Origin of the sequence: Serratia marcescens, assembly GCF_001902635.1 — a bacterium.
Taxonomy (GTDB): domain Bacteria; phylum Pseudomonadota; class Gammaproteobacteria; order Enterobacterales; family Enterobacteriaceae; genus Serratia; species Serratia marcescens_F.
Genome location: NZ_MJAO01000001.1, coordinates 310,879 through 333,530, shown reverse-complemented (window position 1 = coordinate 333,530; position 22,652 = coordinate 310,879). Strand labels below are relative to the sequence as shown.

Sequence of the window (22,652 nt, the reverse complement as noted above, 5' to 3'; positions counted from 1 at the left end):
TATCCCCATACTGGCGGTAAAAATCAGTATGGGGAGGTAGAAATCGAATGGCTATTCGGTTCTGCGGAGCAATTCATCCCAGTCGTTCATAAAAGCATGGGCGGAAAATTTTTCTTTTAGAGCGGAAAGTGACGCTTTGGACTGTGCATAATTGTCGGCAATAGACGCTATTTTTTCTGACAATTGGCGAGCATCATGCAAAGAGTAAGTAAACTCGTTTTCACGCGTGGCAACCAAATAGTTATGTGCTTCGATATTGGACAAAATAACGGGAACGTCTGCACAAATCGCTTCTGAAGCAGATAAGCCAAATGATTCTCCGGTTGATGGCGACACAAAAATCCCGTTGGCATGAGAGATTGCCAACAGCAGTTTGTCCACATTCAAGAATGGCACTGGCGGTAAAGATACGGTGTCGCCTACCAGATTCCTGCTCTCCAGCTCGGCGCTGAGGTTGATTTCAGAAGACTGCGGGCCGCACAGAACGAGCATGTATTTTTCCGCATAACGCTCTTTTAACATAACGAAAGCGTCCAGCAATTCGGTCAGGTTCTTTAGCTTATCCATCCGTCCCAAGAAGAGAACGGGCCTTCTCGACCATTTTGGCAGAGACGGGATCGTATGTGGCTCGAGGGTGACATGATCCCAGGGAACAAAATTGCGCAGTAACAACAGTGGACAGGCGTCTTTGTGCAATTCAGGCTCAAGCTGCTTCATAAAGAACGTGGATGGACACAGTATTGCCGAACAACTGTCTGGAATCTTATTCAAGTAAGCCCTGTTTTCTTTATAGGCCGTATGGCATTCCGCAACGTACTTTAATTTGTGCGTATGGCAAAATGTCAGCGCCGCAGGGAAATCAATGCAAAAAATGAGGCTGTAATCTTGCGTCAATAAATAATCGAAGTTGATGATTTTGACGTTTACATTTTTACAATCCGAGAGCGCGGTGGTGATCGCTTTCGCCGCACCGGAGTCATGAGTAAAAAGAAGGTCAACCTGATAAGTGCTTGCATCGTTTAACAGGCGGGCGCGGGTGAGCATGACCTTTTCAACACCGCCATGCGTCGCCCAAGGATAGATGAATGCTATTTTACGAAGCATATAATTCCCTAATCCCCTTTTTATTCAGGGTATTCAACTCCATCACTTCAAACCGGGCCGCCCAAGTGGTTTCTTGCAAGAAGGCTTCCAGCTCAGCAGAGTGGCGCTCGCTTTTGATTGTTTTCTCAAACAGTTCGACGACATCGCTGCCGTCAGAGAAATAGGTCATCGGATAGCGTTTAATATGCTCAATGCCAGTCACCAACGTTGGCAAGCCAAAGTAGAGATATTCATAAATTTTGATCGGATCTACCGCTTGAGCCAGATCGCCGCTTTTGAATGGAATGAGGCCGATCGACCATTCTTTGACGTATTGGTGAAGGTCTTTTGGCATCACTTTACCAACCAGCGTGATGTTAGCAATGCCTTTAGCTTTCTCGACCACCCACTCCGGCTCACCGTAACCGATGATCTCGAAGCAATACTGCGGGAATTTTTCAGCTAATTTAAATACGATATCCCAGTCGAACCACGAGTCCGTTAGGTGGCCGAAGTAGCCCACTTTATTACCGGAGTCTTTCGCTATATTACGTGTGTCGCCCAAGACTTTTTCGGAATAGCCGTTACCGACCACTTCAATATCACTGCGGAGAGAAGCAAACTTGTCACGCAGCGATGGCGCAACGCCACAGACGTAATCGCTTTGCAGAATGATGGTTTCTTCAATATCTTTCTGGTACCAAGGTGCCTGTCCAACCTTATTGAAACATTCCCATTCATCCATAATGTCATAGATGATGTTGCAGCCTTGCGCTCTAAACTCATAGAGCGGAGTGAGGAAGACTTTCGCCGGCATCGTGATGACAAAGAACGCGTTTTTGTCATGCAGGTTACATTTACGGGTATATTTCACAAAATCATACAGTGGTACCTGATAGACATTGTTCCACACTTGTGAACAACCTTTCGACAGTGTTTCCTGCGGCGTCCATTGCCAGGCGACAAAGATAACCTGATAACCTTTCTCAGAGAAATATTTCGCCGCATTGATTGGCCGCTGGTTCACCAACTCATCGAATTCGAAGCTGCATGGAATGAAGACGACTTTCTCTGATTGGTTCACTGATTCGACCCAGGCAGGTAGGTCTTCAGGCGTTGAGGTATCCGCCATCGCGCTGTTGCAAGCGTGCTCGAAGTGTTTTTGAACATAACGGTGCCGCTGGGTTTGCAGTTTTACCCTCAGCGACTCGGGCAGTCTCCAATAAATGGTTTTAGCCAGTTCATAGCGTTTGTCCGATCGGATCAGCGATTGAACGGCGACCTGAACCAAATATCGCAGCTTCTTCCCTGTGCTTGGTGCGGCTGCTTGAGGCAACGCTCTGAAATAGTTTTCTTGCTTCTCCGCTACCGACGTCAGGAGCTGCACTAACGATTTAACGTCATTCTGCAAAGAGAGATTCTGTTCTTCCAACGCAGTTAATTTTGCGATGACATCGTTTCCTGAACTCGCTGTGTTGTTCGGGCTGTCCTGGGGAACCTGACTCACTTTATCTTCCATTTTGACGGTCTCTTTCGCGCTATCATCATGAGCGTTGAGTTTGATACTGTTGGCAATCAGCTGGTTTGCTAGCGTTTTAAATATAGCGACAGTAAAGGCATCCGCAATCAAAAAACTTTCGTTTTCTTGTGATGGCGGGGCTTCACATAGCTGCTGGTAGAGTTGCAACGAGTCACTATTGTCGTATTGTTCTTTGTTCGGGAACTCGATGCTCTCGATGATCTGGCTCCAGCGGCCAGCGCTTTGGTATCCACTGAGCAAGTCGGAGGGCAGGGGACGGGCGGCGGCAAATTGTTCCTGCAGTACATCTTCTTCGACATTGGCCAGATTTCTGCCCGAGAAATTGCAGTAAGCGGCGTATTTAAAGGTTTCATCGTTCAGAATGCCCTTAATGCCGTCGTAGCCAACCAGGCACACCGGAAGCCGGCTAATGCCCGCTTCAAGCACTCCGCGCCCCATGCCGGCGAACCCTGCGTAATGCGGCATGACGGGGGGGATGTTACTGACAACGCCTTTGAAACCAACCCACTCGTTGAAGTTATTATCGCTAACGTAGCTCTTGATAGTGTCTTCATCACTACCGGTGCCGTAAATATCAATACCATGAATCATTTGGCAGCGGCTGGCGAAGTCAATGAACTTCATAATCCCTGCGGATTTATCCTCATCCAGCCTGCTGGCGATAAGCCATCTTTTCTCAACGGTATCATCTGTGACAGCGAGATGCGTCTGTGCGGTGTCTATCAGGTTAGGGACGATCATGACCGATGGGTGGTCTATGATCTCCGCCAATTGATCCGCCGTTTCCTGCGAAACACAGAATATGGTGTGCAGTGTTTTGAGGAAATAAATGGCTAACGCCTGGTTGTAAATGTTCCGGGTAAAATGCTGCAGCGACAAAGGGCCGTGCAACGTTAATAGCGCCGGTATTTTTTCGCAGTCTGCGGCGATAACGGCAGGGAAAATACAGTCAAAAGGATGGACATGAACGACATCGATGCCCTTTTCTTTGATAACCTGCCGTATCAGGTCTACGCCCTGAACGAGTTGCTCGATAGAGCCGTTGCTTAGATGAATATTTTCATGGCATGAGCTCAGCCCGTCAGGCAGCAGTGACGGGTCTGCGACAACGGCGTACATGAGATGAACTTGGTAGCCGTGGGCAACCAGATCCTTTACTTGGGTGCTGATGTAGGTTTCCAACCCACCGATTGAGTAATACTGGGTGATGATAAGTATTGATTTATTCATGCTCTCCTGACCACTTTTCGAGTGATAAAGAAACAGGTAAGGCGGCAATACCTGACATTGTCGTGCGAGGTTCGATGACCTTTAGGACGATCACGTCGGTTTTTTTATCAAGGTAGGCCATGTCGGCGTGGCTGATGGCGTTGGCGATAGCTAGTGAGACAAAATAGCTGCCCTCACACAGCGCCAGGTCAAGCTCAAACGTCGCCCTGAGAACATCCCCGCCTTTGGCATTATGGATATTTTTCTTATGGTATAAGGTGCTGGTGCCAAATACCGTTATGCCTTCAACGGTCTTAATGACGAGGCCGGCTTGCAGCTCTTCTATCGGCCCAAATACGCTGATATCAAAGCTGATGATGGCCTTTTCACGTACGCGGAATAGATCGCAAGGCTGATCGTGGACATCTTTGATGATCCAACTCTCAATGAGCGCACCGCTGGTCAATTCGTTTTGTGCTTGCGTCTCGGCTTGCTCCGCGATTAGGTCCCCATTGGCGGCGATGCCGTCCTGGTTTGCTTTCACGGCCGCGTCGGCGGATTTATTGGCGTGTTTAGCAACGTTGTTCAGATAGCGCAGGTAAGTCTTTTCATCCGAGTAAAGCAGGGCATGGTATTGATCAATGATTTCCTTGGCGCTGCCGATGGCTTCTACCCGACCTTTTCGCAACAAAATGGCTCGCTGGCAAAACTTCTCCACGGTTGAGGTGGAATGCGTCACCAGAATGATCGAACATCCCTGCGCGCGCAGCGATTCAATATAATCGAAACATTTACGTTGGAATTTCTCATCACCGACCGACAAGGCTTCGTCTACGATTAGCACTTCAGGCTTTATGCAGGCCTGAACGGCGAAGGCCAAACGCACATACATCCCGCTGGAGTAAGTTTTGACCGGCTGGTCGATATGTTCGCCGATGTCGGCAAAGGCTTCGATCTCAGGGAATTTCTGCTCCATCTCACTGTGCGTCATACCGAGAATGATGCCACTCAGATAAACATTTTCACGGCCGGTAAATTCAGGATTGAAACCGGCGCCGAGTTCCAGCAGCGCAGCCAGTTTGCCATTGACCTCAACGCTGCCCGACGTGGCCGTCAACGTGCCGGCAATAATTTGCAGCAGGGTGCTCTTGCCTTCGCCGTTACGGCCTAAGATGCCGAGCGTTTCACCGCGCTTAACGTCAAAAGAAACGCCGTTTAGCGCCCAGAACTCTTTGAAAAACGTACGGCGGCCGAGAGAAAGCATTTGATACAAACGATGCTTTGGGTTTGCATACATTTCAAAGCGTTTCGAAATATTTTTGACTGAAATTGCGAATTCAGATGACATCTGCAAACCCTTTACGCGTGAACATGAACCAACCATAACCTAACAGCATGATGACAAAAGATGTGAGGGTGTAAATCCCCCAGTTGCCCCAGGCGATATTTTTGCCTAGCATCATGCAATCCCTCGCTTGCTCAATGACATAAGTCAATGGACTGAGTTGCATGAAGATGTGATACGCGTCAGGCAACATGGAAATCGGATAAAAGATCGGCGAAAGGTACATCAGAATCATGGTGAGCACACCAATGACCTGAGCGATATCTTTCAAATAAACGCCAAGCGAAGAGAGGAACCAGGATACACCCAGAACCATCATGAGGAACGGTGCGATGATGACGGGTAGCCATAGAATGTGCCACGTAGGGATCCCTACGATTGCGACATAGAAAAGCAACCAAACGACGAAGTTAATCACCATTTGGAATAAGGCGGTGCAGAGTGAAACAATGGGGAGCGTTTCAACCGGGAATACAACCTTCTTGACGTAGTTAACGTTACTGACGATCAAATAGGGCGCTCGGTTAATACATTCAGAAAAAAGCCCGAAGAAAATCAAACCAATGAATAATGCTAACGCGAATTCTCCTTTGGAATCGACCCCGGCGCTCCAGCGTATTTTAAATACTACGCTGAAAACGAAGGTATAAATCACCATCATCAATACTGGGTTGATAAACGACCAAAGCAGCCCAATAAAGGACCCTTTGTATTTACTGCCAATTTCCCGTTTTGAAAGTGAAATAACAAGATTCTTATTGGTGGCAAGTGTATGAAGACACCGATAAAAAGTCTTAACAAGAATAGAGAAAATATTCATTTAACACCTAGGCTATTGATTAACTTTTTTGACGTCATGGTTTAACTTTCTTCGCAATATAATCACGTGGAACTGATGCGTTATCGATATGAAGGGAGAATGTGAAAATAGCTATAGCGCTAAAAATCTATCCCAGATGGCTTTCCAAGGAAAATACGTCAAACTTTCTCTCGGAGATTTTCATATCGTAAACTGAATCTGTTTTATCCCTGCGCAGTTTGCACGGCATTCCTACCGGTTATTGTCAAACGTGTTTCTGTCTTACTGTGGTGTCGCGGAACACCCAATGATACATAAGGTTTTCTTTTATTTTCGATGCAATCACTTCAGCAAAAAGGCATCGCATTTCTCGATGAAACGGAAGCGAACACTGAATTTCCTGCGTATCGGTCGCCTAATTTTTAGGCTAAACACTGCTCTGCGCAAGGGATTGTGGCCTAAAAAAGCACGCTACCGCCCTTGGTAAGCGAGAACCAATAGAGGGATCGTTGTTATCCGTTTTCATTTAGATGTTGAAACTATTTTCAGCAAAAATAGGCTAGAAAACCTTTATTATGCTACCACCAAATCACTTGTAATGCCTCTGGATTTTCAGGGTTTCAGTTTGTTCCTAGTAACCATTGATGACATATTCAAATGAGATATGTGCAATTGCTAGGAATTGTAGGGGAACAGGCTGAAATGCAAGCATGCTACGTAACGGGATGACCTGTTTTGAGGGTGTGGAATGTTCTTGCCAGCGACATTCCGCCTATCGTGGCAAACATGCTTTGTTGCATTTTTAGCCGTTGATGGCGAGTGCGGCAAACCGCACATCCGAACCTTTTCTTTTCTGTAATGTTACCGGTAATGTAGCAGCGAGCTCAGGGCGTATACAGAACCGTCAACTGCGCGTGATTTTGTAAAGATTGTTATGGCTGCGATAGGTACATGCTTAGGAATAATCATGTACAATAAAGCAATGCATCCCTACTATGTTGTATAACCATTTGATTACAATATAGTAATTATCTCAGACAGGAGTTCCTAAATGTCCAAGCAACAAATCGGCGTTGTCGGCATGGCGGTAATGGGCCGCAACCTCGCGCTGAACATCGAGAGCCGTGGTTACACCGTTTCCATTTTCAACCGTTCTGGCGACAAAACTGACGAAGTGATCGCTGAGAACCCGGGCAAAAACCTGGCGCCGTATTACACCGTTGAAGAGTTTGTTGAATCGCTGGAAAAACCGCGCCGCATCCTGCTGATGGTGAAAGCGGGCGAAGCGACGGATAAAACCATTGCCTCGCTGACTCCGCATCTGGACAAGGGCGATATCCTGATCGACGGCGGCAACACCTACTATCAGGACACCATCCGTCGTAACCGCGAGCTGTCCGACCAGGGCTTCAACTTCATCGGCACCGGCGTTTCCGGCGGTGAAGAGGGCGCGCTGAAAGGGCCTTCCATCATGCCTGGCGGCCAGAAAGAAGCTTACGAGCTGGTGGCACCAATCCTTGAGAAAATCGCTGCGGTTGCGGAAGGCGAGCCTTGCGTGACCTACATCGGCGCAGACGGTGCCGGCCACTATGTGAAAATGGTGCACAACGGCATCGAATACGGCGACATGCAGCTGATTGCCGAAGCCTACTCTCTGCTGAAGCAGGCGCTGAACCTGAGCAACGAACAGCTGGCCGAAACCTTCGCCGAGTGGAACAAGGGCGAACTGAACAGCTACCTGATCGACATCACCAAGGACATCTTCACCAAGAAAGACGAAGAGGGTAAATACCTGGTCGATGTGATCCTGGACGAAGCCGCCAACAAAGGCACCGGCAAGTGGACCAGCCAGAGCTCTTTGGATCTGGGCGAGCCGCTGTCGCTGATCACCGAGTCGGTGTTCGCACGCTACCTGTCCTCGCTGAAAGACCAGCGCGTTGCCGCGTCTAAAGTGCTGACCGGCCCGAAAGTGGCACCGTTCACCGGCGACAAAGCCGAGTTCATCGAGAAAGTGCGTCGCGCGCTGTATCTGGGCAAGATCGTGTCTTACGCGCAGGGCTTCTCTCAGCTGAAAGCCGCGTCTAAAGAAAACAACTGGGATCTGCACTACGGTGAAATCGCCAAGATCTTCCGCGCCGGCTGCATCATCCGCGCCCAGTTCCTGCAGAAGATCACCGACGCTTATGCGGCGGACGCCGATATCGCCAACCTGCTGCTGGCGCCATACTTCAAGCAAATCGCCGACGAGTACCAGCAGGCGCTGCGTGACGTGGTGGCCTATGCCGTGCAGAACGGTATCCCTACACCGACCTTCTCCGCCGCGATCGCCTACTACGACAGCTACCGCTCCGCAGTGCTGCCGGCTAACCTGATCCAGGCGCAGCGCGACTACTTCGGCGCGCACACCTACAAACGCATCGACAAGGAAGGCGTGTTCCATACCGAATGGATGGAATAAGCCCGCCCGTTGAGCGATAAAAAAAGCCGCCGAGGTTCACGCCCGGCGGCTTTTTTATTGCGCGCGAGTTAGCTTCACGCTTTTTTCTGATGCCGCTCGCGCAGCCGACCGATCACCGCGCTCAGATCCAGATCCTGATCCTGCAGCAGTACCAGCAGGTGATAGATCAGATCCGAGGCTTCGTTAGTCAGCTCTTCGCGATCGTTGACCGTAGCGGCCAGCGCGGTTTCCACGCCTTCCTCCCCGACCTTCTGCGCGATGCGTTTGGTGCCGCTGGCGTACAGGCTGGCGGTGTACGAGCTGTCCGGGCTGGCATGTTTGCGCTCCGCCAACAGCTGCTCCAACTGATAGAGGAACGTCCAGTCGCTGGCGGCCGGGTGGAAGCAGCTGCTGTTGCCCAGGTGGCAGGTTGGCCCGATTGGGTTGGCCAGCAGCAGCAGCGTGTCGTTATCGCAGTCCGGCGTGATGCTGACCACCTTGAGGAAGTGGCCGGAGCTTTCGCCCTTGGTCCACAGGCGTTGCTTGGTGCGCGAGAAGAAGGTGACGTTGCCGCTTTGTTCTGTGGTCGCCAGCGCTTCCGGCGTCATGTAACCTAGCATCAGCACTTCGCCGGAAACGGCGTGTTGCACGATGGCCGGCATCAGGCCGTCGGTTTTTTCCCAGTCCAGCTGGTTTCTCTGTTGTTCTGTCAGCACACGCGAATCTCCACGCCTTGTTCAACCAGGAACCTTTTCAGTTCGCCGATATTGATGATTTGTTTGTGGAACACCGACGCCGCCAGCGCGCCGTCGACGTCCGCATCGCGGAACGCTTCCAGGAAATGCTCCATCGTGCCCGCGCCGCCGGAGGCGATCAGCGGTACCTTGCAGATCTCGCGCACCAGGCGCAGCTGCTGCAGATCGTAACCGTTGCGCACGCCGTCCTGGTTCATCATGTTCAGCACGATCTCACCGGCGCCGCGGCGCTGCACTTCCTGCACCCAATCGAGGGTTTCCCACTGAGTAACGCGGGTGCGGCTCTCGTCGCCGGTATATTGGTTGACGTGATACTTGCCGGTATCGCTGTCGAACCAGGTATCGATGCCCACCACGATGCACTGTACGCCGAAGCGATCCGCCAGGCGGCTGATCAGCTCAGGGTCGGCCAGCGCCGGCGAGTTGATGGAGATCTTGTCGGCGCCAAAAGACAGGATCTGGCTGGCGTCCTCGGGGCTTTTGATGCCGCCGGCGACGCAGAACGGAATATCGATCACCTCCGCCACGCGTGACACCCAGCTTTTGTCCACCACTCGGCCGTCGCTCGAGGCGGTGATATCGTAAAACACCAGCTCGTCCGCGCCTTCTTGCGCATAGCGCTGCGCCAGCGGCACGATGTCGCCGATGATTTCGTGGTTGCGGAACTGCACGCCTTTCACCACTTGCCCGTCTTTAACATCCAGGCACGGGATTATCCGTTTTGCCAGCATGCGATCGCCTCCTCAACGCTAAATTTACCTTCCAGCAGGGCGCGCCCTACGATCACGCCGGCAACGCCGCTGCCGCGCAGCTGGGCGATGTCATCCAGATTGCCGATGCCGCCCGAGGCCTGGAAGGCCACCTGTGGATAGCGGCGGCTGATCTCCTGATACAGCGCCACGTTGGAGCCGGCCAGCGTGCCGTCGCGCGAAATGTCGGTGCACAACACGTGCTTCAGGCCGTAGGGCAGGAACTGTTCGACCACCTGTTCAAGTGTGGCGTCGGAGTCTTCCTGCCAGCCGCTGATGGCCACGCGTTTCACGCCCTGCGCGTCGATGCGCACGTCCAGCGCCAGTACCAGGGCATCGGCGCCGTAGCGTTCGAACCAGCTCTGCACCAACTGCGGCTGTTTCACCGCAGTAGAGCCGATCACCACGCGCGTGGCGCCGGCTTCCAACAGGGCGCTGACGTCGTGTTCGTTGCGGATGCCGCCGCCGACCTGCACCGGCACGTTAACCCCCGCCAACAGTTTGCGCAGCAGCGGGATCTGGCGTGCGGCCGGATCCTTGGCGCCGGTCAGATCGACCAGGTGCAGCACCTGCGCGCCCTGTTGTTGATAGTCCTGCAGGCGCGGCAGCGGATCGTTGCCGTAGTCGCGCTGTTGGCCGTAATCGCCCTGATGCAAACGCACCACGTTGCCGTCGATCAAATCCAAAGCCGGAATAATCATGCTGCCTACATCTCCAGAAAGTTTTTCAACAGTTGCGCGCCGGCCGCTCCAGAACGTTCTGGGTGAAACTGCACGCCGAAGAAGTTGTCTTTTTGCACGGCGGCGGTGAAGGGCTCGCCGTAGTTCGCCTGGGCGATGGTGCTGGGGCATATCGGCATCGCATAGCTGTGAACGAAATAGAAGTAGGCGCCGTCATCGATGCCGCGGAACAGATGGTGGCCCGCCTGCGCCGACACCTGGTTCCAGCCCATGTGCGGCAACGGCAGGCCGAAATCGGTCATCTGCTTGACCGGCGTATCAATGATGCCCAGCGTCTTCACGCCGCCGTTCTCTTCGCTGCCGGTCGCCAACAGCTGCATGCCGAGACAGATGCCCAGCACCGGCTGAGTGCAGGCCTTGATCAGCTCGATCAGATCGCGCTCCCGCAGCTGAGCCATCGCCGCCTGCGCGGTGCCGACGCCCGGCAGGAACAGCTTGTCGGCGCGCAGCACGATCTCCGGATCGCGGCTTACCTCCGGCTGGTAACCCAGGCGCCGCACCGCATAGGTGACGGAGGCCAGGTTGGCGCAGCCGGTATCCAAAATCACCACGTTCATCACAGCACTCCTTTCGAGCTCGGCAGAGTATTGCCCTCGACGCGGATCGCCTGGCGCAGCGTGCGGCCAAACACTTTGAACAGGCTCTCGACCCGGTGGTGGTCGTTTTTGCCCTTGGTCTTCAGGTGCAGCGTGCAGCCCATAGTGTAGGAGAGCGAGCGGAAGAAGTGCTCGACCATTTCGGTGCTGAGATCGCCGACGCGCTGATAGTTGAACTCGGCCTTGTACTCCAGGTGCGGGCGGCCGGAGATGTCCAGCGCGCAGCGGGCCAGACACTCGTCCATCGGCAGTACGAAGCCGAAGCGGGCGATGCCGCGCTTGTCGCCCAGCGCTTTATTCAGCGCCTCGCCCAGCGCCAGGCCGGTGTCCTCCACCGTGTGGTGATCGTCGATGTACAGGTCGCCTTTGACGTCGATCTCCATGCGGAAGCCGCCGTGGGTGGCGATCTGATCCAGCATGTGGTCGAAGAAGCCGACGCCGGTTTTGATCTTGCTGCCGCCTTCGCGATCCAGCCAGACGTTGACGTCGATCTGCGTCTCTTTGGTCACGCGGTTAACCCGCGCGTGACGGTCGCGCTGGGTCAGCTGGCGCACGATCTCTTTCCAGCCCAGCACGCCGCGCTGGTAACGCAGCCCCTGAATACCCATGTTTTCCGCCAACTGCACATCGGTCTGCCGATCGCCGATCACGTAGCTGTGGGTGTTATCCAGCGCGTCGGGTTCGAGGTAGTCCTTCACCAACGCGGTTTTCGGTTTGCGGCAGTCGCAGTTGTCCGCCGGCAGGTGCGGGCAGATCAACACATCGGCGAACTGAATGCCTTGCGAGCTGAGGATCTGCATCATCAGGTTGTGCGGCGGATCGAAGGTCTCCTGCGGGAAACTGGCGGTGCCGAGCCCATCCTGATTGGTGATCATTACCAGCTGATAGCCCGCCTGTTGCAGTGCCAGCAGGGAAGGGATCACATCCGGCTCAAGCGCCAGCTTGTCCAGGCGGTCGACCTGGAAATCTTCCGGTGGCTCGGCAATCAGCGTGCCGTCACGATCGATAAAGAGGATTTTTTGGCTCACATTGGCTCCTGGCGAGTCTGGTTGGCGCCGGGCAGGGGGGATAGTGCGTCCACCACGCGTTGGCATTCGTCACGGGTGCCTATGGTGATGCGCAGGCAACCGGACAGCCCGGGCTGTTTGTTTTGGTCTCGTAAGATAATGCCCTGATCCCACAAGCTTTTAAATACATTACTTGAAGCGGTGAAACGTGCCAGCAGGTAATTGCTGTCGCTGGCGAAAACGTGCTCAACGCAGGCGCATTTTTCCAGCTGTTGCTGCAGCCAGCTGCGGGTGGCGGCGATCTCGGCAACGCGCCGGCGCATGACGCGGATGCCGTCGGCGCTCAGCGCCTGCGCGGCGATATCCGCCACCGGCGTCGAGAGCGGATAAGGTGCGATCACCTTCAGCAGTAGGGCGATCAGATCTTCGTTGGCGAGCGTAAAACCGCAGCGCAGCCCGGCCAGCGCAAAGGCCTTCGACAGCGTGCGCAGGATCGCCAGGTGCGGATAGTCGCTCAGCCAGCCGGCCACCGTGGCCTGCGGGCAAAACTCGATATAGGCTTCGTCCACCGCGACGATTGCCTTGTCCTTGGCCAGTTCCAGCAAGCTGCGCAGATCGTCCGGGTCGATCAGGTTGCCGGTTGGGTTGTTCGGGCTGCAGACGTAGATCAGTTTCACGTTGTCCAGGCTGTCTGCGATAGCCGGCAGGTCCAGCTGCCAGTCTTCTTTGGCGGCCACGGTGCGGCGTTCCACGCCGAAGGTTTCGGCGCTGACGGCGTACATGCCGTAGGTTGGCGGGCAGAACAGAATGGCGTCTTTACCCGGCTCGCAGAAGGCGCGGATCAGCAGTTCGATGCCTTCATCGGCGCCGCGGCTGACCAGCACCTGCTCTTTCTTTACCCCGGCGTAGGCGGCGTAGCGTTCGATCACCGACGCCGGCTGGCATTCCGGATAGCGGTTGAAGGTTTGCGCGGTCAGCTGGAATTCCGGCGCGATCGGGTATTCGTTGGCGTTCAGCCACACGTCGCCCTTACCGCCGAGGCGGCGAGCCGATTGATAGGGGGTCAGCTCGCGAATGTTGACGCGCGCCAGTTTTTCGATGCTCATGCTTGCTCCTTCAAGGCGGCGACGCGCAGGGTCACGGCGTTCTTGTGGGCGATCAGCTGCTCGGCGGCAGCCAGCGTCTCGATGGTGGCGGCCAGGTTGCTGAAGCCCTGCGGCGTCAGCTCTTGCACCGTCATGCGTTTTTGGAAATCGGCCAGCCCCAGGCTGGAGCAGGTGGCGGTGTAGCCATAGGTCGGCAGCACGTGGTTGGTGCCGGAGGCGTAATCGCCGGCGGACTCCGGCGACCAGTCGCCGAGGAACACCGAGCCAGCGCTGGTGATGCCGTCCACCAGCTCGCGCGCATTGCGGGTCTGAATAATCAGGTGCTCCGGGCCGTAACGGTTGCTGATCGCCACGCACTCTGGCAGATCGCGCGCCACGATCAGGCGGCTGCCGGCCAGCGCCTGGCGGGCGGTGTCGGCGCGCGGCAGCTCGGCCAGCTGGTTTTCCACCGCTTCGGCCACCGCCTGTGCCATCGCCGCGTCCGGCGTCAGCAGGATCACCTGCGAATCCGGGCCGTGTTCGGCCTGCGACAGCAAATCGGAAGCCACGAACGCCGGGGTGGCGCCGGCGTCGGCGATCACCAGCACTTCCGAAGGGCCGGCCGGCATGTCGATGGCCGCGCCGTCGAGGCGCTGGCTGACCTGCCGCTTGGCTTCGGTCACGAAGGCGTTGCCCGGCCCGAAGATTTTCGCCACGCGCGGCACGCTCTCGGTGCCGAACGCCAGGGCGGCGATCGCCTGCGCGCCGCCGACCTGAAACACTTCCTGCACGCCGCACAGCTGCGCTGCATACAGGATCTCATCGGCGATCGGTGGCGGCGAGCACAGCACTACCCGGCGGCAGCCGGCGATGCGCGCCGGCGTCGCCAGCATCAGCACGGTGGAGAACAGCGGCGCCGAACCGCCGGGAATATACAGGCCGACCGACTCGATCGGGCGGGTCACCTGCTGGCAGCGCACGCCCGGTTGCGTTTCGACGTCCACCGGCGGCAGCCGTTGTGCGTTGTGGAAGGTTTCCACGTTGGCGACGGCTACTGCCATCGCCTGTTTGATGTCATCGCCCAGCCGCGCGCAGGCGGCGGCGATCTGCTCGGTGCTGACGCGCAGCGCGGCGACTTCCGCCTTGTCGAAGCGGGCGCTGTAGTCGCGCAGCGCCCGATCGCCGTTGGCCTTCACGTTGTCGAGGATCTCGCTCACCGTGCGGGTGATGCTGTCGGAGGCGGCCATTGCCGGGCGCATCAGCAGCTCGGTCTGGCGTTCGGCGCTGCACGTTGCCCAATCGATCGGCGTGTTGAAGGTCGACATGGCGTTACTCCATCATCTTTTCAATCGGCAGCACCAGAATCGAGCTGGCGCCGAGCGCTTTCAGTTTTTCCATGGTTTCCCAGAACAGGGTTTCGCTGCTGACCATGTGCATCGCCACACGGTTCTGCGCACCTGCCAGTGGCAGAATGGTCGGACGTTCGGCGCCCGGCAGCAGCGCGACGATTTCGTCCAGCTTCTCGCTCGGCGCGTGCAGCATGATGTATTTGGATTCACGCGCCTGGATCACGCCCTGAATGCGGGTCATCAGGCGGTCGATCAGCTGCTGTTTGGCTTCCGGCATCTCGCCGTCGCGCTGGATCAGGCAGGCCTTGGAACGGTAGATCACTTCCACTTCGCGCAGGCCGTTGGCCTCCAGCGTAGCGCCGGTGGAGACCAGATCGCAGATGGCGTCGGCCAGGCCGGCGCGCGGCGCCACTTCCACCGAGCCGTTCAGTAGGCAAGACTTGAAGCGCACGCCCTGCTTGTCGAGGTATTGCTTCAGCAAGTGCGGGTAAGAGGTGGCGATGCGGGCGTCCTGCAGGCTTTGCGGGCCGGTGTATTCGGCGTCGAGCGGGGTGGCCAGCGACAGGCGGCAACCGCCGAAATCGAGGCGGCGCAGGGTGAAGTAACGCGGATCTTCGCCCTGGGCGCGGCGGCTGAGCAGCTCTTCCTCCAGCACATTCTCGCCGATGATGCCCAAATCGACCACGCCGTCCATCACCAGGCCCGGAATATCGTCGTCGCGCACGCGCAGGATATCGATGGGCATGTTCTCCGCGAAGGCGATCAGACGCTGTTGTTGCAGGTTGATCTTGATGCCGCAGCGCGCCAGCAGTTCCTGGGATTCATCGCTCAGACGGCCCGATTTCTGCATTGCGATCCGTAAACGTGTCTTGTCCAGCATGGTAACCTCTGTTTAATCTGTAATTTTATGAATTTATTGTAAAAACTATTCTTTTCTGTCTGTCCGGAGCCAAAAAAAAACCCTCGGAAGAAATCTTCCGAGGGCTCTCTCTTGCGTTCTGCGCGCCACTGGAAGATTAACAAACCGTCTTCCAGCACACATCGCCTGAAAGACTAGTCAGGGTGATGGTGATGATGGTGGTTGAACTGAACGCGTGTCATGGTGTTTTTTCTCTAATCAAAAGCCGGTAAAAACCGTATGCCGATTAAGCTAAACTATCCGCTGTCCGCCGCGCAACCCTTTTTTATCGTCATAAATTTAATTTATTGAAACGGGTTGAGTTATTAGCTACAGACGACTTTACCTAACCTTAAGCGGGGCGGATTGTATCGCTGTGTGGAGTGGCGTAGCCTTACAGGCAGGGCGCTGCGATCTTCAGGAGAGGAAGAGGATGAAAAAGGTAGCCATTATTGGTCTGGGTTGGTTGGGCATGCCGTTGGCGTTGTCGCTGATGGGCCGAGGTTACGACGTGCTCGGCAGCAAAACCACGCCGGACGGCGTCGAGGCCGCACGCATGAGCGGCATCGAATGCTATCGGTTGGAGCTGACGCCGGAGCTGATCTGCGATCCCGACGATCTGGAATCGCTGCTGCGAGTGGATGCGCTGGTGGTGACGTTGCCCGCCCGCCGCACCGTCGAGGGCAGTGAAAACTATTTCAATGCGGTGCGCATGCTGGTGGACAGCGCGATGGCCTTCGGCGTGCCGCGGGTGATCTTTACCAGTTCCACCTCGGTGTACGGCGAAACTGCCGGCACGCTGCGCGAAGAGTCGCCGCTGCGGCCAGTCTCGCCGTCGGGCCGGGTGTTGGCCGAGCTGGAGCGCTGGCTGCATGAATTGCCGAATACCTCGGTGGACATTCTGCGGTTGGCGGGGCTGGTGGGCGCCGATCGCCATCCCGGCCGTTTCCTGGCGGGTAAACTCGACGTGAAGGGCGGCTCGCAGGGGGTGAATCTGGTGCATCAGGATGATGTGATCGCCGCCATCCAACTGCTGCTGAAGCTGCCGAAAGGCGGCCACGTCTATAACCTGTGCGCGCCGCACCACCCGGCCAAACGCGAGTTTTATCCGGCGCTGGCCGAGCAGCTGCACCTGGAGCCGCCGCAGTTCGCCGACGAAGCGGAGCAGGATGAGCGGCTGGTGGACGGCAACCGCATCTGCAACGAGCTGGGCTTCGAGTACCAGTATCCCGATCCGGCGCGCATGCCGGTCAGTTAAGTCTGCATGCGCCGCTCACAGCGGGAAAAGACGGCTCGTCACAAAGTCGACGAACAGCCTGATTTTGACTGACAGGTGGCGGCCCGACGGCCAAAGGACGTGAAAAACCATGTTCTCACGGTTGTACTCATCCAGAACCGTCACCAGGCTGCCCTGTTCCAGCTGCCTGCGCACGGCGATTTCCGGCAAGTAAGCGATGCCTAACCCTTGTTCCGCGAAACACACCTGCGGATCAAGGGTATTCGTCACCATGCTGGCCGGCCGTTCGGGGATCATCTCCGCCTTGTCTCCCAGCGGCCAGACATCCAGTTTGCCGGTGCTGGGAAAGCGATAGTGCAAACGGGCATGACTTGCCAGATCCTCTGGCTTGCGCGGCATACCCGCTTTGCTGAAATAGCCCGGCGCGCCAACGAAAACCTTGCGGCAGGCGCCCAGCCTGCGTGCTACCAGCCGCGAGTCGCTCGGGGTTCCGCTGCGGATAACGGCATCGAAGCCTTCCTCAATCACGTCAACCAACCGATCCGAATAGTCAATATCGAGCTCGATATCGGGGTAGAGACGCTTGAAGTCCCCCAGTTTGGGCATGAAAAGGGTGCCAAGCGACGGAAGACTGATGCGCAACTTGCCCTGAGGCGTTCCCCGCGTCTGCAAGAGCTCGGCTTCGGCCTCTTTCACTTCACCCAAAATGCGTCGACACCTTTCCAGGAACAGGGCCCCTTCCGGCGTCAGGTTGACCGTGCGGGTGGAGCGGTGAAACAGGCGCACGCTGAGCCGCTCCTCCAGCCGGGCGATGGTTTTGCTGACCGCCGACGCGGAGATGCCCAGTTGTTGCCCGGCCACCGTGAAACTGCGGGCTTCACTGACCCGGACGAAAACGTCGAGAGAACCCAGGCTTTCCATAGGCTTCCATCCTATTGATGACATTTTTGTCATGAGTATTGTGCACTGTAGCCCATTTTTCTTTTATCCGCGAGCGGGCAGCATTATGCCCGGTAAGCCGCAATGGGCGGCAATATTTTGGGATTGGGGAGTGACTGATGAATCAAACGACGATATCCGCACCTGCCGGGAGCATTGCGCGGTTGCCAATGGGGGGGCTGTTGGCCTTGGCAATGGCCGCTTTCATCACGCTGTTGACCGAAATCATGCCGGCAGGCGTGCTTTCTTCGATCGCGGACGATTTGAACGTGTCTGAAAGTCTGGCGGGGCAGTTCATCACCGCCTATGCGGTGGGCGCGTTGATCGCCGCCATTCCGTTGACCGCATTGACCCAGGGCATGCGACGCCGCCCCTTGCTCTTGAGCGCGATCCTCGGTTTTGCGGTCGTCAATCTCGTGACTGCGTTGTCGAATGATTACCACATCTCATTGGTGACACGTTTTTTCGCCGGCGTTTTCGGCGGTATTGTCTGGTCTCTGCTGGCCGGTTACGCGGTGCGTATGTCGCCGCCTCACCTCGGTGGCCGTGCCATCGCGATCTCCGGCGCCGGCGCTACCCTGGCGCTGGTGCTCGGCGTACCGCTCGGCGCACAGCTTGGCCGAGCCATCGGCTGGCAAGGTGCCTTTGGGTTGATGACGTTCCTGGCGCTGGCTCTCATCGTCTGGATCATCGCCGTCGTGCCGGATTTCCCCGGCCAAACTAAGGCGCATCGTCAATCTTTGGTCGACGTGTTCTTGAAACACGGGATCCGCGCCGTGCTGTTCGTGGTGTTCACCTTCGTTGTCGCCCACAACATCCTGTATATCTACATCGAACCTTTCCTCAAGCCGTCGGGCTTGTCCGGGCACGTCGATGTCGTTTTGTTTACCTTCGGGCTGGGGGCGATTGTCGGCTTAGGGGTTGCCGGAACCTTGGTCGATCGGAAATTGCGCGTGCTGGCAGTGACGAGCATTGTCGTCTTCGTCTTTGCCGCCGCGCTGCTGGGGAGTGGGAGAGGGATAGCCCCGATTGTCTATCCCTCCGTCGCGTTTTGGGGCGTGGCTTTCGGCGGTTTCGCCACCATCACGCAGACGGCGTTGTCGCGACTTTCCGGCAGCGCGGCCGACGTCGCGCAATCCATGTATACGACGGGCTGGAATACCGCCGTGGCGGCCGGTGGCGTGGCCGGCGGCGTATTGCTCGACACAGGGGGCGCCGCCTCTTTCGCCTGGGCCGTCATTGGGATCCTCATTCTGTCTTTAGCCGGGACGCTGCTTGCCATGAACCGGGCGCTGGCCTTTCCGCGATGAGGTTATTGGCGTGCGGCGCGCGCCAAATCTTCCAGCAGCGCATTCAACGCCTCGTCGGGTTGGACGGGGCGGCTGACCAGGCTGAGCGTGGCGCGATAAGAGAGCGCCGCGCCACCCAGCTGCCGCAGTAGCCCCTGTTCCACCCAGCGTGCCGCGTAGTGGGTGGGGAGATAGCCGAGGCAGGCGCCGCTCAGCACCAGATGGGCGACGCTCTCCATATGGTGAGCCACTGCGGCCAGGTGAGGCGGCGCGATCGGGCACAGTTCATGCGCCAGCAGGTAGCCGCGCTTGACCCAGCGGGCGTTTTCAATTTGCTCGCGGTCGGGGTTCCCCACCGTGAACAGCGGGTGATCCGCACTGCAATAGATCGCCTGCGTCTCTTCCAGCCACGGCTGATAATGCAACGCCTCCAACCGTTGGCCGAAGTAACCGATGCCCAGATCGAGCTGCCGGTTCAGCAGCCCTTGTTCAATCTCGTTTGGCGAACAGATACGGCACTGCAATTGCACGTCCTGATGTCGGCGTTGGAAGTGTTTGATGGCCTGACTGAACGGATTGCCCGGCAGCGAAACCAGATTATCCACCAGGCCGATCTGCAGATCGCCGGTCAGCAGGCCGTTCAGCGACTGGCTGACCCGAGTGAAGTCGCGGGCGGCGTTGAACAACGAACGGCAAGCGATCAGCATGCGTTCGCCCTTGGGCGTCAGCCGGAAGCCGGAGCGGCCGCGTTGGCACAGGCGAAAACCCAGCCGGGTTTCCAGCGAGGCCAGGTGGGTGCTGATGGTGGACTGGTTCATCAGCAGCGCTTCCTGCGCGGCGCTGACGCCCTGGGCTTCCGCCACCGCGACGAACACCCGCAGCAGTTTCAGATCGATATCACTGAGGTTGGTGAGCATCTTCCTCTCCGCAGAACGTTGGCCGGTTAACCCATTTTTAACATCGAAGAGATAGGAGCGGCGCTGAATATATGGCCTTCCTTATGGCATGAGTTTGAAATAAAAATCAATACTTCAATGAGTTACTTGCATCGCATTTTCCGATGTTTACATGCAAAAGCGGGAATGGTAGCCGGGGCGGCCAACGGGGTAGTCTGCGAATGTTGCTTAAATGTTTCATTTTATCGTAGGCCAAGACAAGGACACACCATGCTGAACCAACCCCAAAGCGGCAACGATATGCCGCGCTTTGCCGGCATCCCCACCATGATGCGCCTGCCCGCCGCCGAGCAGGCGCACGGTCTGGACGCCGCGTTTATCGGCATTCCGCTGGATATCGGTACTTCCAACCGCAGCGGCACCCGCTATGGCCCGCGCCAGATCCGCCAGGAGTCGGTGATGATCCGCCCCTACAACATGGGCACCGGCTCCGCCCCGTTCGAACGGCTGCAGGTGGCCGATCTGGGGGATGTCGCCATCAACCCTTACAGCCTGGCGGACAGCGTGCAGCGTATCGAAGCGGCTTACCACGAGATCCTGGCGCACGGCTGCATGCCGTTGACGCTCGGCGGCGACCACACGCTGACGCTGCCGGTACTGCGCGCCGTCGCCCGTCGGCATGGTCCGGTCGGGCTGATCCACGTCGATGCGCATTCCGATACCAACGAGGAGATGTTCGGCGAACAGCTGGCGCATGGCACCACTTTCCGCCGGGCGTTTGAGGAGGGGCTGCTGGCGCCGGAAAAGGTGGTGCAGATCGGCCTGCGCGGCAGCGGTTATGCGGCGGACGACTTCGACTGGTCACGCCGCCAGGGCTTTCGCGTGGTGCCGGCCGAGGCCTGCTGGCACCGGTCGCTGACGCCGCTGATGGCGGAGATCCGCGAACAGATAGGCGATGCGCCGGTTTACCTCAGCTTCGATATCGACGGGTTGGATCCGGCCTTCGCACCGGGTACCGGCACGCCGGAGGTCGGTGGGCTGTCGGTCTGGCAGGGGCTGGAGATCGTGCGCGGCTGCCGTGGGCTGAACCTGGTCGGCGGCGACGTGGTGGAAGTGTCGCCGCCTTACGATCGTTCCGGCAACACGGCGCTGCTGGCCGCCAACCTGCTGTTTGAAATGTTGTGCGTGCTGCCGGCCCGCTGAGGCCGGCGCACTGACCCTACCGGCGGAGCGGTTGCGTCGGGCCCCCTGATAACAATAACAACGGAGTGGAGGTACCCATGAATCTCGATCTGCTGGTCGTGGTGATTTACTTTCTGGTGATAGGCGCGGTGGGGTGGATGGGCATTCGCCGCGCCAATTCCAAAGAGGCGTACCTGGTCGCCGGGCGCAATCTGGGGCCGGGGCTGTATCTGGGCACGCTGTCGGCGGTGGTGCTCGGCGGCGCGTCGACCATCGGCAGCGTCAAGCTCGGCTACACCTACGGCATTTCCGGCGTCTGGCTGTGCGGCGCGCTCGGGCTGGGCATCGTGGTGCTGAGCCTGGTGCTGGCCAAGCCGCTGCTCAAGCTGAAGCTGTATACCGTCAGCCAGGTGCTGTCGCGGCGCTATCACCCGGCCGCGCGGGTGACCAGCGGCGCGATCATGCTGGCGTATGACCTGATGGTGGCGGTGACCTCGATCATCGCCATCGGCAGCGTGATGCAGGTGATGTTCGGCCTGTCGTTCAGCGCGTCTATCCTGCTCGGCGGCGGGCTGGTGGTGCTGTATTCGACGCTGGGGGGCATGTGGTCGCTGACGCTGACCGACATCATTCAGTTCATCATCATGACCGTCGGCATGATGCTGGTGCTGATGCCGATGAGCATCGTCAAGGCCGGCGGCTGGGAAGCATTCACCCGCTTGTTGCCTGCCGGATACTACCAGTTGTCGTCGATCGGGCTGGATACCATCCTGGTGTTCTTCCTGATCTACTTCTTCGGCATTCTGATCGGCCAGGACATCTGGCAGCGGGTGTTCACCGCCCGCAGCGCCAACGTGGCGCGCTTCGCCGGGTTGGGGGCGGGTGTCTATTGCGTGCTGTACGGCGTAACCGGCGCGCTGATCGGCATGGCCGGCAAGATCGTGCTGCCGTCGCTCAGCAACACCGACGGCGCCTTTGCCGCCATCGCGCAGGCGGTGTTGCCGGTCGGCGTCAGCGGGTTGGTGGCCGCCGCGGCGTTGGCGGCGCTGATGTCCACCGCCAGCGCCTGCCTGCTGGCCTCTTCCACCATCGCGCTGGAGGACGTATTGCCGGCCATCCGGCGCAAACCGTCCGGCGGATTGGCCGCCGGGCGCGTCACCACGCTTCTCATGGGCGTGGCCATGCTGGGGCTGGCATTTGTGGTACGCGACGTGCTGGCGGCGCTGACGCTGGCCTATAACCTGCTGGTGGGGGGCATGTTGATCCCGCTGGTGGGCGCGATCTTCTGGCCGCGTGCCACCAGCGCCGGCGCCATTGCCAGCATGCTGACCGGCAGCCTGTGCGTGGTGGGGTTGATGGCCTGGCACGGCATCGACGCCAACAGCCCGATCTACGGCGGCCTGCTGGGCGGCGGCATTGCCTTCGTGTTGGGTAGCCTGTTGAGCCGCCCGGCGCCGCAGCTGCAGCCCCAAACCGAGCGTTGAAACGACGAGGCTAATGACCGCGACGAGGTGGAA

The 22,652-nt window shown here is 57.4% G+C and carries 20 protein-coding genes and 1 other annotated feature; of the genes, 5 read left to right on the top strand and 15 right to left on the bottom strand.

Annotation, left to right across the window (positions count from 1 at the left end; all coding sequences use genetic code 11):
* Positions 1–51: 51 nt before the first annotated feature.
* The 4 genes from BHU62_RS01605 to BHU62_RS01590 are packed head-to-tail and all read right to left on the bottom strand — an operon-like array spanning position 52 to position 5,997.
* The gene (locus BHU62_RS01605) at positions 52–1,104 is read right to left on the bottom strand and encodes a glycosyltransferase family 4 protein (RefSeq protein ID WP_073528828.1); all 1,053 of its coding nucleotides are present in this window, start codon (positions 1,102–1,104) and stop codon (positions 52–54) included.
* On the bottom strand, positions 1,094–3,853 hold the full coding sequence (locus BHU62_RS01600; RefSeq protein ID WP_073528827.1) for a glycosyltransferase: 2,760 nt from the start codon (positions 3,851–3,853) through the stop codon (positions 1,094–1,096). The genes BHU62_RS01605 and BHU62_RS01600 overlap by 11 nt, the downstream gene beginning before the upstream one ends.
* Positions 3,846–5,180, bottom strand: a complete 1,335-nt coding sequence (locus tag BHU62_RS01595) for an ABC transporter ATP-binding protein (protein ID WP_073528826.1) — start codon at positions 5,178–5,180, stop codon at positions 3,846–3,848. The genes BHU62_RS01600 and BHU62_RS01595 overlap by 8 nt, the downstream gene beginning before the upstream one ends.
* Positions 5,170–5,997 carry an ABC transporter permease gene (locus BHU62_RS01590; protein WP_073528825.1) on the bottom strand — a complete coding sequence of 276 codons (828 nt, stop codon included), beginning with the start codon at positions 5,995–5,997 and terminating at the stop codon, positions 5,170–5,172. The genes BHU62_RS01595 and BHU62_RS01590 overlap by 11 nt, the downstream gene beginning before the upstream one ends.
* A gap of 1,030 nt (positions 5,998–7,027) precedes the next feature.
* Here BHU62_RS01590 and gndA point away from each other — a divergent pair.
* Complete coding sequence (gene gndA / locus BHU62_RS01585) at positions 7,028–8,434, top strand: NADP-dependent phosphogluconate dehydrogenase (protein WP_004938815.1); 1,407 nt, start codon at positions 7,028–7,030, stop codon at positions 8,432–8,434.
* A gap of 74 nt (positions 8,435–8,508) precedes the next feature.
* Here gndA and hisIE read toward each other — a convergent pair whose 3' ends face one another.
* From hisIE to hisL, 9 genes are all read right to left on the bottom strand, one after another.
* Positions 8,509–9,129, bottom strand: coding sequence for a bifunctional phosphoribosyl-AMP cyclohydrolase/phosphoribosyl-ATP diphosphatase HisIE (hisIE, locus tag BHU62_RS01580; RefSeq protein ID WP_073528824.1), 621 nt, complete (start codon positions 9,127–9,129; stop codon positions 8,509–8,511).
* Positions 9,123–9,899 (bottom strand): imidazole glycerol phosphate synthase subunit HisF, encoded by a 777-nt coding sequence (gene hisF, locus BHU62_RS01575; RefSeq protein ID WP_073528823.1) that lies wholly within the window; start codon positions 9,897–9,899, stop codon positions 9,123–9,125. Before hisF ends, hisIE begins: the two co-directional genes overlap by 7 nt.
* The gene (hisA, locus tag BHU62_RS01570; RefSeq protein WP_073528822.1) at positions 9,881–10,618 is read right to left on the bottom strand and encodes a 1-(5-phosphoribosyl)-5-[(5-phosphoribosylamino)methylideneamino]imidazole-4-carboxamide isomerase; all 738 of its coding nucleotides are present in this window, start codon (positions 10,616–10,618) and stop codon (positions 9,881–9,883) included. Before hisA ends, hisF begins: the two co-directional genes overlap by 19 nt.
* Positions 10,619–10,623: 5 nt before the next feature.
* Complete coding sequence (gene hisH, locus BHU62_RS01565; protein WP_073528821.1) at positions 10,624–11,214, bottom strand: imidazole glycerol phosphate synthase subunit HisH; 591 nt, start codon at positions 11,212–11,214, stop codon at positions 10,624–10,626.
* A complete protein-coding gene (hisB, locus tag BHU62_RS01560; protein WP_073528820.1) occupies positions 11,214–12,281 on the bottom strand; it encodes a bifunctional histidinol-phosphatase/imidazoleglycerol-phosphate dehydratase HisB in 1,068 nt (355 codons plus the stop codon). The genes hisH and hisB overlap by 1 nt, the downstream gene beginning before the upstream one ends.
* Entirely contained in the window at positions 12,278–13,366 is a 1,089-nt protein-coding gene (gene hisC / locus BHU62_RS01555; protein ID WP_073528819.1) for a histidinol-phosphate transaminase, read from the bottom strand. The genes hisB and hisC overlap by 4 nt, the downstream gene beginning before the upstream one ends.
* A complete protein-coding gene (gene hisD, locus BHU62_RS01550) occupies positions 13,363–14,670 on the bottom strand; it encodes a histidinol dehydrogenase (protein ID WP_073528818.1) in 1,308 nt (435 codons plus the stop codon). The genes hisC and hisD overlap by 4 nt, the downstream gene beginning before the upstream one ends.
* A gap of 4 nt (positions 14,671–14,674) precedes the next feature.
* Positions 14,675–15,574 (bottom strand): ATP phosphoribosyltransferase, encoded by a 900-nt coding sequence (gene hisG, locus BHU62_RS01545; protein ID WP_004938793.1) that lies wholly within the window; start codon positions 15,572–15,574, stop codon positions 14,675–14,677.
* A 71-nt stretch (positions 15,575–15,645) separates the two neighbouring features.
* Positions 15,646–15,772 (bottom strand) — a sequence feature (His leader region).
* Positions 15,748–15,795: a his operon leader peptide gene (hisL, locus tag BHU62_RS24770; protein WP_100396937.1), complete on the bottom strand. Its 48-nt coding sequence runs from the start codon at positions 15,793–15,795 to the stop codon at positions 15,748–15,750. Its footprint overlaps the feature before it by 25 nt.
* Positions 15,796–16,025: 230 nt before the next feature.
* Here hisL and BHU62_RS01540 point away from each other — a divergent pair, with 230 nt between their 5' ends.
* Positions 16,026–16,850 carry an SDR family oxidoreductase gene (locus BHU62_RS01540; protein ID WP_073528817.1) on the top strand — a complete coding sequence of 275 codons (825 nt, stop codon included), beginning with the start codon at positions 16,026–16,028 and terminating at the stop codon, positions 16,848–16,850.
* Positions 16,851–16,865: 15 nt separating this feature from the next.
* Here the strand turns inward: BHU62_RS01540 and BHU62_RS01535 are convergent, their stop codons facing one another.
* Entirely contained in the window at positions 16,866–17,750 is an 885-nt protein-coding gene (locus tag BHU62_RS01535; RefSeq protein ID WP_073528816.1) for a LysR family transcriptional regulator, read from the bottom strand.
* A 137-nt stretch (positions 17,751–17,887) separates the two neighbouring features.
* On the opposite strand from BHU62_RS01535, the gene BHU62_RS01530 reads away from it, so the two are divergent.
* On the top strand, positions 17,888–19,078 hold the full coding sequence (locus BHU62_RS01530; protein ID WP_073528815.1) for an MFS transporter: 1,191 nt from the start codon (positions 17,888–17,890) through the stop codon (positions 19,076–19,078).
* 2 nt (positions 19,079–19,080) lie between these two features.
* Here the strand turns inward: BHU62_RS01530 and BHU62_RS01525 are convergent, their stop codons facing one another.
* The gene (locus BHU62_RS01525) at positions 19,081–19,974 is read right to left on the bottom strand and encodes a LysR family transcriptional regulator (protein WP_073528814.1); all 894 of its coding nucleotides are present in this window, start codon (positions 19,972–19,974) and stop codon (positions 19,081–19,083) included.
* A 249-nt stretch (positions 19,975–20,223) separates the two neighbouring features.
* Between BHU62_RS01525 and speB the strand changes: the two genes are divergently transcribed.
* Entirely contained in the window at positions 20,224–21,156 is a 933-nt protein-coding gene (gene speB, locus BHU62_RS01520; protein ID WP_073528813.1) for an agmatinase, read from the top strand.
* Positions 21,157–21,233: 77 nt separating this feature from the next.
* Positions 21,234–22,619: a sodium:solute symporter gene (locus BHU62_RS01515; RefSeq protein ID WP_073528812.1), complete on the top strand. Its 1,386-nt coding sequence runs from the start codon at positions 21,234–21,236 to the stop codon at positions 22,617–22,619.
* The last annotated feature ends 33 nt before the right edge of the window (positions 22,620–22,652 follow it).